The organism is Arthrobacter pascens, assembly GCF_030816475.1.
Classification (GTDB): Bacteria; Actinomycetota; Actinomycetes; order Actinomycetales; family Micrococcaceae; genus Arthrobacter; species Arthrobacter pascens_B.
In genome coordinates this window covers 3,640,285-3,654,761 of record NZ_JAUSXF010000001.1, presented here as the reverse complement: position 1 = coordinate 3,654,761, position 14,477 = coordinate 3,640,285, and the positions used below count along the sequence as shown (strand labels likewise).

General features: G+C 65.9%; 10 protein-coding genes and 1 tRNA gene. 7 read left to right on the top strand and 4 right to left on the bottom strand.

Translation table 11 applies throughout. The features are described from left to right. The first annotated feature begins 123 nt into the window (after positions 1-123). On the top strand, positions 124-2,313 hold the full coding sequence (locus tag QFZ40_RS16685) for a RecQ family ATP-dependent DNA helicase (protein ID WP_306905751.1): 2,190 nt from the start codon (positions 124-126) through the stop codon (positions 2,311-2,313). On the opposite strand, the gene QFZ40_RS16680 is transcribed toward QFZ40_RS16685, so the two are convergent. The 3 genes from QFZ40_RS16680 to QFZ40_RS16670 all read right to left on the bottom strand — a co-directional run bounded on the left by QFZ40_RS16680 (position 2,237) and on the right by QFZ40_RS16670 (position 5,179). Beyond that, positions 2,237-3,715: an MFS transporter gene (locus QFZ40_RS16680; RefSeq protein WP_306905750.1), complete on the bottom strand. Its 1,479-nt coding sequence runs from the start codon at positions 3,713-3,715 to the stop codon at positions 2,237-2,239. The genes QFZ40_RS16685 and QFZ40_RS16680 overlap by 77 nt on opposite strands. Positions 3,716-3,890: 175 nt before the next feature. After that, positions 3,891-3,978, bottom strand: a tRNA-Ser gene (locus QFZ40_RS16675). Between the two features lie 118 nt (positions 3,979-4,096). Then, the gene (locus QFZ40_RS16670) at positions 4,097-5,179 is read right to left on the bottom strand and encodes a LacI family DNA-binding transcriptional regulator (protein WP_306905748.1); all 1,083 of its coding nucleotides are present in this window, start codon (positions 5,177-5,179) and stop codon (positions 4,097-4,099) included. A 179-nt stretch (positions 5,180-5,358) separates the two neighbouring features. Between QFZ40_RS16670 and QFZ40_RS16665 the strand changes: the two genes are divergently transcribed. From QFZ40_RS16665 to QFZ40_RS16645, 5 genes are all read left to right on the top strand, one after another. Beyond that, positions 5,359-6,222, top strand: coding sequence for an ABC transporter substrate-binding protein (locus QFZ40_RS16665; protein ID WP_306905746.1), 864 nt, complete (start codon positions 5,359-5,361; stop codon positions 6,220-6,222). 91 nt (positions 6,223-6,313) lie between these two features. Then, complete coding sequence (locus tag QFZ40_RS16660; protein ID WP_306905745.1) at positions 6,314-7,102, top strand: amino acid ABC transporter permease; 789 nt, start codon at positions 6,314-6,316, stop codon at positions 7,100-7,102. Further along, positions 7,099-7,875, top strand: a complete 777-nt coding sequence (locus QFZ40_RS16655; protein WP_306905743.1) for an amino acid ABC transporter ATP-binding protein — start codon at positions 7,099-7,101, stop codon at positions 7,873-7,875. The genes QFZ40_RS16660 and QFZ40_RS16655 overlap by 4 nt, the downstream gene beginning before the upstream one ends. Beyond that, a complete protein-coding gene (locus tag QFZ40_RS16650; RefSeq protein WP_306905742.1) occupies positions 7,875-8,918 on the top strand; it encodes a Gfo/Idh/MocA family protein in 1,044 nt (347 codons plus the stop codon). Before QFZ40_RS16655 ends, QFZ40_RS16650 begins: the two co-directional genes overlap by 1 nt. A gap of 63 nt (positions 8,919-8,981) precedes the next feature. Then, positions 8,982-10,103 (top strand): NAD(P)/FAD-dependent oxidoreductase, encoded by a 1,122-nt coding sequence (locus QFZ40_RS16645; RefSeq protein ID WP_306905741.1) that lies wholly within the window; start codon positions 8,982-8,984, stop codon positions 10,101-10,103. A gap of 44 nt (positions 10,104-10,147) precedes the next feature. Here QFZ40_RS16645 and QFZ40_RS16640 read toward each other — a convergent pair whose 3' ends face one another. Then, positions 10,148-12,430: a prolyl oligopeptidase family serine peptidase gene (locus QFZ40_RS16640; RefSeq protein ID WP_306905739.1), complete on the bottom strand. Its 2,283-nt coding sequence runs from the start codon at positions 12,428-12,430 to the stop codon at positions 10,148-10,150. Between the two features lie 75 nt (positions 12,431-12,505). Here QFZ40_RS16640 and QFZ40_RS16635 point away from each other — a divergent pair, with 75 nt between their 5' ends. Then, the gene (locus tag QFZ40_RS16635) at positions 12,506-14,434 is read left to right on the top strand and encodes an FAD/NAD(P)-binding protein (protein ID WP_306905738.1); all 1,929 of its coding nucleotides are present in this window, start codon (positions 12,506-12,508) and stop codon (positions 14,432-14,434) included. Positions 14,435-14,477 lie beyond the last annotated feature (43 nt).

Genomic DNA, 14,477 nt, shown 5'->3' with positions numbered 1-14,477 from the left:
GAGGGAAAGTGCCGGGCTGGCGGGGAACGGCCGTCCGGCCGGATGCCTGGGCACCAGGGCGCGGTAATCCACTTAGGAGAGCTCCGGCTTTTGGGTGTCAGTGGTGGCTGGGATACTGAATCAATGGCCGATAACCAGAACGCCCTCCTTTCACCCGCCACTCCCGCGCAGGCACCTTCAGCTTCCCCTACCCGCACCCAGGCCCTTGAGGTTCTTCGCGAGCTCGTGGGGCATGAGGGGGCGGAGTTCCATGACGGCCAGTTTGAGGCGATTGAGGCACTGGTCGACGGCGGCAGGCGGGCTTTGGTGGTCCAGCGCACCGGGTGGGGGAAGTCCGCGGTCTATTTTGTGGCGTCGCTGCTCCTCAGGCGCCGTGGTGCGGGCCCCACGCTGATCGTCTCGCCGCTGCTCGCCCTGATGCGGGACCAGGTGGCTGCGGCTGCCCGTGCCGGCGTCCGGGCCGTAGCCATCAACTCGGCCAACCAGCTGGAGTGGGACAGCGTCCGTGAACAGCTCGCGGCGGATGAAGTAGACGTGCTGCTGGTATCGCCCGAACGCCTCACCAACCCGTCTTTCCGGGAGAACCAGCTGCCGGAACTTATCCGGCGCACAGGCCTCCTGGTGGTTGATGAGGCACACTGCATTTCTGACTGGGGCCACGATTTCCGGCCGGACTACCGCAGGATAGCTGACCTGATCACGCAGCTTCCGGAGACTGTCCCTGTCCTTGCCACGACGGCCACCGCGAATTCCCGGGTAGTCCACGACATCGAGGAACAGCTGGGCGCAGGGGTCCTGACCATCCGGGGCGGGTTGGGCCGCGACTCGCTGCGGCTCGGTGTACTGGCGCTGCCGGATTCACGGGAACGGCTGGGCTGGCTCCTGACGCACCTGGCGGATCTGCCCGGGAGCGGCATCATCTATACGCTCACGGTCTCGGCGGCGGAAGACACTGCGCGCCTTCTCGCGGAGGCGGGGCACCGGGTCCTGGCCTATACCGGCAGGACCGATCCCGCGGACCGGGAACGGGCGGAGCAGTTGCTGAAAGACAACCAGGTCAAGGCCCTGGTGGCCACCTCTGCGCTCGGCATGGGCTTCGACAAGCCCGACCTCGGCTTCGTGGTCCACCTTGGTGCGCCGTCCTCCCCGGTGGCCTACTACCAGCAGGTCGGCCGTGCCGGCCGCGGTGCTGCCAACGCGGACGTCCTGCTGCTGCCGGGGTCGGAGGACCGGGATATCTGGCAGTATTTTGCCACCGCTTCCATGCCCTCAGAGGAGAAGGCCACGTCAGTCCTGACGGCACTGGCTGAAGCCGGGACAGCCGTTTCGACGGTGGCGCTGGAAGCGCGCGTCGACCTCCGGCGCACCCCGCTGGAGCTGCTGCTGAAGGTCCTTGCCGTGGATGGGGCCGTCGAGCGGGTCGGTGGCGGGTGGCGTTCCACCGGCCAGCCCTGGTTCTACGATGCTGAGCGGTACCGGCGGATCGCCGAGGCCCGGGTGGACGAGCAGGACTCCATGGTGATCTACCAGGACACTGCCGGTTGCCGGATGGAGTACATCACCTCGGTCCTGGATGACGAAACGGCTCGGGCCTGCGGCCGGTGCGACAACTGCGCGGGCCGCTGGTTTCCGGCCGACATCGCGGCGGATGCAACGGCGGCAGCGGGCCAGACCCTTAGCCGGGCCGGCGGAGTCCTGGAGGCACGCCTGCAGTGGCCAAGCGGTATGGACCGACTGGGTGTCCCGGTCAAGGGCAAGATCAGGCCGGACGAAGGTGTTGCGGACGGCCGTGTCCTGGCCAGGCTCACCGACCTCGGCTGGGGCGGGGCCCTGCGGGAACTGTTTGCAGCCGGAGCGCCGGACCGGGCGGTAGACCCCGGCATGCTGCAGGCCTGCGTGCAAGTATTGCGGGAGTGGGCAGCCGGGGACGGACGCAGCCCGGGATGGAGCGGTGCCGGCAGGCCTGCGGCCATCGTCAGCATCCCTTCGCGAAGCAAGCCGGAACTTGTCCGGACCCTCGCGCAGGGAATCTCGGAAATTGGCCGGATCCCCAACCTTGGGGAACTCCAGCTGAATCACGGCGGACCTACGGGAGGCCGCGGCGGCAACAGCGCTTATCGGCTGGCAGGCGTATGGGACCGACTGGTGGTGGGTCCGGACCTTGGTGCTGCCCTTGAGCCACTGCGAGGCCAGAGCATCATGCTAATCGACGATCTTGTGGACAGTCGCTGGACGGTCACCGTCGCCGGACGCGCCCTGAGGCAGGCGGGAGCGGGCGCTGTCCTTCCGCTGGTGCTGGGCCAGGCCGGCTGACCTCTGCCCCAGCATGCCTGTGCAATGTCAGGCTGTCTGCCGTACTGAACAGCATGAGGACAGCCATGGCCAGGAATGCCCCCCGGAACGGACCGGCGGGATCCTGGGAGAATACGGCCAGTTCCTCAAAAACACGGATCAGCAGCGCAGCAAGGGCAATGCCCGTGCCTGTCGCGAGCTGTACCAGTGTTGCAGAGACGGTGTTGGCCGACGTGAGTTGGCCCGGGACGATGTCCGCATACTGCACCGAGGCATAGGACGAAAAGCCAATGGACCGGAACGCTCCGCTGCACACCAGCAGGGCAAACATGACGGGTTCGGGCGTGTCGGCGGTCAGCAGGGAGCACAACGCAAACGTCACGGCTGAGGCCAGGGACGCGAACACCAGCATCACCTTGAACCCGAACCGCCTGATCAGCGGTGTGGTGGCGGGTTTGATGCCGATGTTGCCAATGAAGACTGCCGCCACCATGATCCCGGCATGCAGGGGCGTCCAGCCGAACCCCGCCAGGAACATCAGGGGCAGGAGGAAAGGCACAGAGCTGACTGTGAGGCGGTATACGAAGCCGCCGGTTGCCATGGCTCGGAACGTCCGGGTGGAAAATACGGTGAGGTCAAAGAGCGGATTCCTGGAGCGCCTCATCCACAGCGCCGCCCCGGATAGTGCGGCCACGCCCGCGGCCGCCCAGACAGCGGCCCATTGCGCTTCAGCATGGCCGGAGGCCAGCTCCAGGCCAACCACCAGGGCACCCACTCCCGCTGTAGTCAGGACCAGTCCCAGCCAGTCCAGCCTGCGGCTGCTGTTTCCGGCTTCTCCGGGCACCAGCCGCCAGGCCGCGAGGAACGCAGCCAGGCCGAGCGGCAGGTTGATGAGGAAAATCCAGTGCCAGGAAAGGTAAGTTGTCAGAGCCCCGCCCACAAGCGGTGCCAGTACAGGCGCCAGCAGGCCCGGCCAGACCAGGAAAGCGGTGGCTCGTAACAGATCCGATTTGGGCGTGCGCCGCAGCACCACCAAGGTGCCCACCGGCACCATCATTGCCCCGCCCGCGCCCTGTACGACCCGGCTGAGGGTCAGCACGGTGAGATCCTGGCTGAGCGCACAGCTCAACGAGGCGACGGTGAACAGGGCAATGGCCAGGCAGAACACCTGCCGGGCGCCCATCCGTTCCGCAAGCCAGCCGCTGAGCGGAATGCCCATTGCAACTGTCATGAGATAAGCGGTCATGGTCACGTTGACGTCCGGGGCAGGCACCCGCAAGTCGGCGGCGATACTCGGAATCGCAGTGGTGAGGACGGTCCCGTCAAGGAATTCCATGAAGAACGTGGCCGCAACCAGCAGCGCCAGGCGCGGGTTCCACGCCTGCAGCCGATGGTCCTCGTCCGTCACGTTGCTTGCCGCCATCCATCTATCCTGCCACTGGCACCGTGCGGGGCGTGCGTGCCCGGACCGTGGATAAGCCTTCCGGCCCAACTAGGTCGCAGCAGGGGTCGTTTTGCGCCTTCAAAACGACATCAGCTGCTACCTGGTTGGGTGCCGGCAAACGCAAAAGGCCCCGGTCCAGGACCGGGGCCAAACGCGGAGACGGGGGGATTTGAACCCCCGGTGGAGTTGTGCCCCACACTTCATTAGCAGTGAAGCCCATTCGGCCGCTCTGGCACGTCTCCAATTGCTATTCCTAGCCCACCAAGGATACGCAGAATCGGGCATGCAGCGCAAAACGGCTGAGGGTCGCGAGTGGTATGCGCCGCATGAAAGGGCCGTGAACTGACGGGGGAGTGATGGCTAGTTGTAGATCTCGACGGCGCGTGGTGCGGAAACAGACCCCCTCAGCACCAGGCGGGCATTAAGCGGTTCCGCAGTAGCCGGCGCCTTCCGGCCTTCAATCTGGCGTATCAGGGCGGTGGCAGCTGCCATCCCCATCTCATATACAGGCTGCGAAATGACCGTCAGCGGCGGAGTTGTAAGGCGGGTCCAGGCGAAGTCGTCGTACATCAGGAAGGAGACATCGTCCGGGATGGACAGGCCGAGTTCCTGGATGGCTTCCACGACGCTTAGTGCGACGAGGCCGTCGGAGGCGATGATGGCTGTCGCGGCGTCGGGGCCCTGCAGCAGTTCCACGGTGATCTTCCTGATGGATTCCGCATCCCCCGAGTTGAGCCGGACCAGGTCTGCAGGGTGAGGCAGGCCCTGTGCCTCGAAAGCCCTGGTTATTCCGTCAAGACGCTCGGAGATCTGGGACGAGTCGAGCTCCATGCCGGCCACGTAGGGCTCCTCCGTTTTCAGGGTTGAGACGAAGGCTATGCGCCGGTGTCCGGACTCAAGCAGGTATCGCGTTGAGTCGTAAGAGATGTCGGCCATGTCCACGGCGACGGTTTCGACGTCCAAACCTCCGGCTTTCCGGTCCAGCAGGACCAGCGGGCGTCCGGACTCACGAACCTGTTGCAGATGTTGTGTTTCCACAGACGAGGCCGGAGCCACGATGAGGCCATCTACCCGTTTATCCAAAAGCACACGGACTGCCTCAACTTCCGCGGCCGTTTCTTCATCGGTGTTGATCAGGATGACGTGGAATCCGCTCTTCTTCGCAATGTCCGTGATGCCCCTTGTCGCGAGGCCGAAGTGGGGGTTTTCGATGTCACCCACCACCACGCCTATGGTGTGCGACTTGCCCGTGTTCATGCTGCGGGCGAGCTCGTTGGGCCGGTAGTCCAGTTCCTCAGCTGCAGCCAGCACGCGCTCCCGCACATCCTGGCTGACGGCGCCATAGTTACCCAGGGCCCGGGCGGCCTGGGCTTTGGACACTTGCGCCTCCCTTGCAACATCCGCCACGGTGATGTCCCGGCGCCTCGAAGTGTTACTGCTCATATCAGCCTTTCGAAAGAGGGGCCTTGACGGTCCGTGTGTCATGGGTTACATTTTTTAGCAACCCCGCTGTGAGTCCGGTCTCAATCGTAAGGCCTGAGACCGGACTCAACAAGGGATTCTGATAATTCATTCAATCCGGCCGCAGGGCCACACCTGCTTCCCAAGATAGGAAAAACGCTGTGACTCATCGACCTAAATTCCGGCCCGGGGCAATTGTCGCGGCCGCCGTAGCAACCGTCCTGGCACTTTCAGCATGCGGGGGAACGACTGCCTCGTCGTCCCCGAACGCCGAGAACCCCTACGGCTTGATCCAGCCGGGCACCATCCGGGTCGCCAGCCTCGGTGACGCCAAGCCGTACACGTTCGCCGATGCCCAGGGAAACTTCACCGGTTTCGACATTGAGCTCTTCAAGGATGTCGCCCACCGTGCCGGAGTGGACAACGTGGTCTTCACCGGTCAGGACTTCTCCGGATTGCTGGCCGCCGTGGCGAACGGCCAGTTCGACGCCGGCGTCGCCGCGATCGGCATCACCGACAAGCGCAAGCAGACAGTGGACTTCTCCGACGGTTACCTCGCCGGTTACCTGACCGTCATCACTACGAAGACGTCGGGCATCAACAACGCGGAGGGCCTGGGCGGAAAGCGTCTCGGCGTCGTGCAGGGAACCCTGCAGGAGGCTTACGCCGTCAAGAACTTCACGTCAGCGAACCTGGTGCGCTTCCCGGACAACAACACGGCTATTTCAGCAGTCAACAGCGGCGCCGTGGACGCTCACTTCCTGGATTACGAGGCCGCCAAGGCCTACCAGGAGCAGTTCGGCCTGGTCAGCGCTGCCGATATCCCGTCCTTTGATGCTCCCGCGGGGTTCGCCGTGGCTAAGGGCAAGACCGCCTTCAAGGAAGCCCTGAACAAGGGCCTGGCAGAGGCCATGGAAGACGGAACCTGGAAGAAGCTCTACCAGAAGTGGTTCCCTGGCTCGCCGATGCCCGAACAGTACCTGCCCAAGGCCGAGCAGACAGCCACTGCCACCGCCAGCAAATAAGCCAAAGGCTTTGCCTGTTGGCCTCTGAACGGGCGGGCCGCGCCGAGCGGTCCGCCCGCCACTCACAAGCAAACGACGTCTGAGAGTAACCATGGACTGGTTCAACACCATCATCCGCACCTTCTTCGACTTCGGCGCAATGGCCGAAGTCCTGCCCCAACTCCTTGGAGTAGGGCTCCTGAACACGCTGATCATCTCCATCGCTGCCACCGTCATCGGTCTCGCGCTGGGCATGATCGTGGCGATCATGGGCATTTCGCCGTCGAGGTGGCTGCGTATTCCGGCCCGGATCTACACAGACCTCTTCCGCGGTCTTCCGGCCATCCTCACCATCCTGCTGATCGGCCAGGGCTTCGCCCGGCTGAGCCAGTCCATCTTCGGCCCTTCCCCGTATCCCTTGGGAGTCATCGCGCTGAGCCTGATCGCCAGCGCGTACATTGGGGAAATCTTCCGGGCCGGCATCCAAAGCGTGGACAAGGGCCAAGGAGAAGCCTGCCGTGCACTGGGTATGAGCTACGCCAAGTCCATGGCCCTGGTGGTGGTGCCGCAAGGCGTCCGCAGGGTCCTGCCGGCTCTTGTCAACCAGTTCATCGCCATCGTCAAGGACTCGTCACTGGTCTACTTCCTTGGCCTGCTGGTCAGCGAGCGCGAGCTTTTCCGGGTCGGCCAGGATGCGGCCGTGCTCTCCGGAAACCTCTCTCCGCTGGTCATGGCAGGAGTCTTCTACCTGGTGATTACGGTGCCCCTGACTCACCTGGTCAATTACTTTGATAACCGCTTCCGCACCGGAAGGCGGCGTCCCTCCGCTCCAAGCAGCGGCCTCAAAGAAGTCAAGGAACTCGACGCGGCCTCGCCGCTGATCACCGGGAGCAACACATGAGCCTCACAAGCAGCACGGGCCAAGCCGCCGCGGAAAGCCAGACCTTTCACGGCTCCAGCCTGGAGCTCAAGAACCTGACCATGGCCTACGGCGACATCGAGGTGCTCCGTAACGTCAGCCTCACCGTCGCCCCCGGCACCACAACCTGCATCATCGGCCCCTCCGGTTCGGGAAAATCCACGCTCCTGCGCGGCGTCAACCGGCTGCACGAACCCAAGAGCGGCGACGTGCTGCTGGCCGGTGAAAGTGCGCTGGAGGTCAAACCCGACATTCTCCGAAGCCGGATCGGCATGGTCTTTCAGCACTTCAATCTCTTCCCCGACCACACGGCGCTTGACAACGTGGCGCTCGCTCTCTGGAGCGTCAAGGGAATGCCCAAGGCTGAAGCACGGGAACGGGCAAGGCAGCGCCTCGCCGAGGTCGGACTCGCGGAGCGCGCTGACCACCGGCCGCGGGATCTCTCCGGAGGCCAGCAGCAGCGCGTCGCCATCGCACGGGCCCTGGCAATGGAACCCGAGGTCATGCTGTTCGACGAAGCGACCAGCGCCCTGGACCCGGAGCTCGTCAAGGGCGTACTGAACCTCATGGCAGGGCTTGGCAAGCGCGGAATGACCATGCTCGTCGTTACTCATGAAATGGGCTTCGCCCGCAAGGTCGCCGACCAGGTGGTCTTCATGGACGAGGGCGAAGTGGTGGAGGCCGGAACCCCGGGCGAGCTGTTCGACAACCCGAAAAGCGAACGGCTGCAGCGCTTCCTGTCGGAGGTGCTCTGATGCCCAAGGCGGCAACAGGGCGTATCCGCACCGGCCTCGTCGGATTCGGAATCTCGGGCAGTGTCTTCCACGCCCCGCTCCTTGCGGCCGATCCGGACTACTCACTGGACGTCATCGTGACGGCTGATCCCCGGCGGGCCGCCGAGGCTGCCCGGCGTTACCCGGGGGCGCGGGTGGTCCCGACGCCCGCGGCGATGTTCGCGCTGGCAGGGGAACTTGACCTCCTCGTCCTGGGAACGCCGCCGCTCACGCACTTCGATCTGGCCGGCACGGCCATTGCCCGTGGCCTCCACGTGGTGGTTGACAAGCCGTTTGTCACCACCTCGGCCCAGGGTGAGGAGCTCGCCGGCCGGGCGTCCGACGCCGGTGTGCAGCTGACGGTATTCCAGAACCGCCGGTGGGACGCCGACTTCCTGACCCTCCAGCGGCTCATCCGGGAGCGGGCCCTCGGGGAAATCCGCACCTTCGAGTCGCGGTTCGAGTGGTGGCGGCCCGAGGGATTCGGTAACTGGCGGGACACTGCAACCCTTGCGGAAGGCGGAGGCATCCTTCACGACCTCGGCGCGCACCTGATCGACCAGGCCATCCGGTTGTTCGGAACCGTGGAGGAAATCCACGGGGAGACGGCAAACCACGGGCCGTATCCGGACAGCGCCGAAACGGAGGCCTTCGTGTCCCTGCGCCATGAATCCGGGGTCCGCTCCCGGCTCTGGATGAACGGCATGGCGGCCCGGGTTGGCCCGCGCTTCCATGTACTCGGTTCCACGGCCGGGTATACAAAGTGGGGCCTGGACAGCCAGGAGCCTGCCCTGGCGGCCGGTATGTCGCCGTCGGACCCCGCCTACGGCATTGAATCCCAGGACTCTTGGGGGGTCCTGGGGATCGACGGAGCCACCGAGCCCGTACCGGCCGAAAAGGGGGCCTACCCCAGCTTCTATACGCAGCTGGCCACAGCCCTGCGCGGGGAGGGCCCGCTGCCCGTTTCACCGGCCGAGTCCCTGGAGGTCCTCAGGGTCATCGAAAAAATCCATGCCTTTGCGTAGCCCGCAAATTCCACCAAACAAACCTGCGCCCAAGGCGCCCACGTATCAAGGAAGGGGAGAACCATGTCCTCCATCGCTCCAACCAAACACGTCGCCATCATCGGAGGCGGCATCCTGGGGGTTTCCACCGCCGTACACCTGCTTCGGGAGGGCGCGTCCGTGACCCTGCTGACCGAGCGGGGCCTGGCAAGCGAGGCTTCCGGCCGCTCATTGTCCTGGCTGAATTCGGCAGGGGAGAGGTCCACTCCATATCATCAGCTGCGCCTGGCCGGTGTGGATCGCTACCGCACGCTCTATGCAACAGATCCCGGCCGCGACTGGCTGCAGTTCGGCGGCGGGCTCATGTGGAACGCTGCCGGTCAGCAGGACGTCACCGTGGCCCGGCACGCCTATGAGAAGTCCGTCGGATATGACTCCAAACTCCTGACCCCGGCCGAAATCGCGGCCGTAACGCCTGGCATCGATGAAACGGCCGTGCCGGAAAACGCCATCTTCAACCCCGGAGAAGGCTGGGTCAGCCTGCCGGACCTGGTGGATTTCCTGATGGAGGAATTCCACGCACGCGGGGGGAAACTCGTGCTGAACGCCGGCAAGGCCTCCGTCATGGTCGACGGCGGCCGGGCCACCGGCGTCGAGACGGCCAACGGCGACACGTACGAAGCTGACGCTGTCCTGGTTGCCTGCGGGGCCGCAACCCCCGCCGTCCTGGCACCGCTCGGCGTCGACATCCCCAACAGTTCCCCTGTCTCCATGCTGGTGGTCACCAAACCGGTTGACCACGAGGTCAAGGCCGTGCTGAACACCCCGCGGGCCGCCGTCCGTCCCAACCCCGGAAGCACTTTTGCCCTGGATCACGACTGGTACGAGGAGCACATCACCGAACACGCCGACGGCTCCTTCGATATCCCCGACGCCGTGGTCCAGGAGCTCGCCGACGAAGCATCCAAGCTCATCGCCGGCAACCCGGAACTCAAGCCCGCGTCCTGGAAAATCGGCTACAAGCCCATCCCCGGAGACGGCGAACCCGTCCTCGGCGAAACCGGGCAGGTGCCGGGCTGCTTCGTTGCCTTCACCCATTCAGGGGCCACACTCGGACTCATCGCCGGCGAACTGCTCAGCGGTGAGATCCTGACCGGAAACAAGCATCCGATGCTGGCCACCTTCCGGCCCGGACGCTTCTCCTAATCGCCAGCGTCAGGCCCCGGCCGCGCTAGGCAGGTCCGCCGGCGCTAAGCAGGCCCGCCGGCCAGCGTCCGCCACAGGAAGTGCTGGCTGCGGGCCTGCAGCGCAGCGGCCTGCCGGTTGTCAGAGGCCCCTGCGTGGCCGCCCTCGAGGGCTTCGTGGTACCAGACGTTCGGGATGCCCATGGCTTGCATACGCGCTGCCATCTTCCGTGCCTGGACGGGCCCCACCCGGTCATCGGAGGTGGCTGTCCAGATGAACGTTTCCGGGTACTCCACACCGTCCTTCAGCAGGTGGTACGGCGAGAACGTCCGGATGTACTCCCACTCTTCAGGCACGTCCGGGTCGCCGTACTCGGCAATCCAGGAGTGCCCGGCCGAAAGTTTCGTGTAGCGCCGCATGTCCAGCAGGGGGACGCCGCAGGATACGGCAGCGAAGAGTTCCGGGTACTGGGTGAGCATGTTGCCCACCAGCAGCCCGCCGTTGGACCCGCCGACGCAGCCGAGCCTCTCCCGCGAAGTCACACCGCGGGAGATAAGGTGCCTGGCGACCGCCGCGAAATCCTGGTACGCCCGGTGCCTGTTCTCCTTCAGGGCGGCCCGGTGCCACGAGGGCCCGTATTCGCCGCCGCCCCGGATATTGGCCACCACGTAGACGCCCCCGCGGGAATGCGGGCCTTCGCCGTCGGTTCCGGCGGCTTCCGCCGTCCGACGTTCGAGCCACGCCCTGCCCACCGTTCCGCTGTAGGCAGGTGTCCTGGAAATCTCGAAGCCGCCATAACCGGAGAGCTGCGTCGGGTTCTGCCCGTCGAGGACCAGGTCGCGGGAGGCCACCTGGAAGTAGGGGACCCTCGTGCCGTCGGCCGAGACGGCGAAGTGCTGCTGCACCTCATACTGTCCGTCGTCAAAGAACGACGGCGACGCCTTGACAGCCGCGTGACTGCTCACCACGGCCGGCGCCCCGGCAGACTTCTCTTCGGCTGCGGCCCGCCTGAGGGTCCCCCGCATCAGCGTGCTGGGCGTGGTGAAGCCGGTGGCGACCAGCCAGAAATCGTTACCTGCACCGCCGTCGTCCGGGCTTTCGTCCTCATCGTCCACGGCGTAGGCGTTCACATCGTGGAGCGGCGGGCAGGCATCGAGCAGGGAGGATGCCCACGCGCCCGAACTGCCCCCGGGAAGGGACGGATCAAGGACCCGGAGCTCGGACGAGACGTCCCGCAAGAGGTTGAGCAGCAGGAAGTCCCGGGTCCAGCTCCAGGACTGCAGCGACGTGTGCTCGTCCGGCGTGAACAGGACCGAAAGATCGCGTGATCCGGCGAGGTAGTCCTCAAATCCTGCTGCCAGCAGGGAACCGGCCGGGTACGTGGTCCCGTTAAGCGGCCAGTCGCGTTGCGGCCGGAACAGCAGCCACTCCCGGTGGGCGCTCAGGTTCACGTCGGTCGGGGCCTCGATCTCGAGCCACGAGCCGTCCCGCTGGACGAAGGTCCTCCGGTTGAAGAAGTCGATGTAGTCCACGGCGAAAGTGCGCTCAAATCCGGGCGTGGAATCGTGTGCCACCACGGCCATCATGTGGTCCTCGGCGACGTCGAACAGCCGGGGCGCCTGGCCCAGGGATTCACCGCGCCGCAAGGTCACAGCCGTGCGTGCGTACGAAGACGCCGTCCGGGGCAGTCCCTCGGCGGTAGAGGCCACCAGCAGCGTGTCCGGGTCCAGCCACGAAACGTTGCCCTTCGCCGTCGGCAGGTCAAAGCCGCCGGCAGCGGGGTCAACGAAGGTGCGGGTTCCGACGTCGAACTCGCGGTATCGGTTGGCGTCACCGCCGTCGGGGGAGAGGGCCAGAAGCGCGAGCCGGTGCGGTTCACCGGTGGCCGGGCGGAGCAAGGTGGCGCCGTGGAAGACCCAGTCTTCACCCTCGGAGGCGGCCAGCGCATCGACATCCAGGAGGACATCCCATTCGGGCGTCTCGGTGCAGTAGCTTTCCCATGTGGTGCGGCGCCACAGCCCCTTCGGGTTCTGCCGGTCCTTCCAGAAGTTGTAGTACCAGTCTCCGCGTTTGCCCACCATGGCAATCCGGTCCGTGGAGTCCAGCACCTCCAGGATGCTTCCTTCCAGGCCTGCGTAGTCGGCGTCCTCCAGCAGGTCCTCAGTGCGGGCGTTTTGCTCCCGGACCCACGCCAGTTGCTCCTCACCGTATATCTCCTCAAGCCAGACGTTCTCGTCCGTGGGCTCGGGAGCCACCCGCGCAGCCAAATCAGCGGAAGAAGCGGCGGAGGAAGCCGGGGCGGAGGGAGAACCTGGTGCGGACGCTGGATCAGCTGCAGTGGTGGTCATGCGCCCCATCCAAACAACATCTGCGTGCAGGTAGCAAGTCAAGCGTCGAAGGCACATGCCGATACTCTGGATGCCGTGGGTAGATCGCAGAGCATCCGGACGGCCATCATCGGCGCCGGCCCCCGGGGCACCAGCGTCCTGGAGCGCCTGCTCGCCCACTCCGCGGCCCAGCCCGGATCCCGGCCGCTCCACATCGACGTCATCGACCCCTACCCGGCAGGGCCGGGACACGTGTGGCGGCCGGACCAGTCCCGGCTGTACCTGATGAACACCCAGGCCTTCTACCCCACGCTCATACCCGAGGATCCCCGGCTGGCCCCGCCGCTGGCCGGAACCACTTTCGACCGGTGGCGGGCACGGCAGCAGCGTGATCCGCTGCCGTCCCTCACTGCCGACGAACGCTCCGAGCTCGCTGCTTTGACCTCCAAGGACTTTCCCAGCCGTGCACTGTACGGCCGCTACCTTCGCTGCGCCCTTGAGGAGCTGACGGCGAACCTTCCCGACGGCGTGAGCATCCGGTTCCATGAAACGTCCGCCCGGTCGGTGCGCCCGGCAGGCAACGGAACGTTCGACGTCGGGCTCGCCGACGGTGGGTCCCTCCCCGCAGACTCCGTGGTGCTGGCCCTCGGCCACATTCCCTCCCGGCTCAGCCCGGAGCAACGGGACCTGCAGTCCTCGGCCAGGCAGCTGGGCCTGCGCTACCTGCCGCCTGCCATACCGGCGGACGTGGACTGGTCAGAGCTTCCGGCTGGAGAGCCGATACTGGTCCGCGGCATGGGGCTGAATTTCTTTGACGCCGTGGGACAGCTCACGGAGGGCCGCGGCGGCAAGTTCATCGACGCCGGAAACAGGCTCGAGTACGAGCCCTCCGGCCAGGAACCGCTGATTATTGCTGCCTCGCGGCGCGGCACGCCGTACCGTGCCAAAGCGGCGCTGGACGGCTACTACCCGCTGTCCGTGAAACTCCGGTTCCTGACGGAGGCCGCTCTGGAGCGGTTTGCGGCTGCCGGGATCCGCCCCGGCTTCGACCACGACCTCTGGCCCCTGCTGCACCGCGACGCTCTCTGGGCCCACTATTCAACGCTGGTGCGCTCGCAGCCCGTGGCGGTTCCGGACCGGTCAGAATTCCTGGCTGCCCTCGATGATGCGCTCCGGCCGCATGCCCACAGCTCGGCCAACTGGGAGCAGGCGGTGCAGGGCGTCATAGCCCTCCATGTTGATCCGCGGCACCGGCTGGACCTTCTGGGCCTGGCATCCCCGCTGGCGGGCCGATCTTTCGCCTCGCGCGCCGAACTTGATGCCGCCGTTGTGGATTACCTTCTCGATGACGCCCGCCGATCCGCCCTGGGGGAGCAGGATCCGGTGAAGATGGCCATCGGCGCGCTCCATCACGGGCGGGCGGTCCTGAAGACGGCAGTGGCCGACGGCGGGATCACGGATGAGTCATGGGTCGCCGGGCTCCGTGGCTGGTTCGAGTCGTTCGTGGAGGGGTTGGCCAGCGGGCCGCCCGCACTGCGTTCCGAGCAGTTGGCAGCCCTCGCCCGCGCTGGCGTGGTCAGTTTTGTGGGGCCGGATCCCCGGTTCGGCGTCGACAGGGGGACCGGGATGTTCACTGCACGCTCGCCTTGGGTGAAAGGCCCGCCAGTGCAGGCGAAAACCATGCTGGAGGCGCTCGCACCCGCAAACCGGGTATCCGCCAACGCATCCCCGCTTCTGGAGCAGCTCCTCGCGGACGGACTGGTCCGCCCCAGGCTCATGATGACGGCGGAGGGCGCTCCCGTGCAGGCGACCGGCCTGGACGTGACTCCGCACCCGTATCGCCCGGTGGCGGCAAGCGGTTCAGTCACCCGGAATCTCTACGTGCTGGGACTGCAGCTCTCGGCGGCCCAGTGGGGCACGGCCATCGCTGCGGAGGCGATCCAGCCCGGACGTCCGGCCTATCGCAGCGGCCAACGCACGCTCCGTGACGCCGACGAAATCGCACAAGCCATCCTGGGGCACTAACAGGGCACAAAATGGGTCCCTTAGCGGTGCCGTCTGCGGCCGT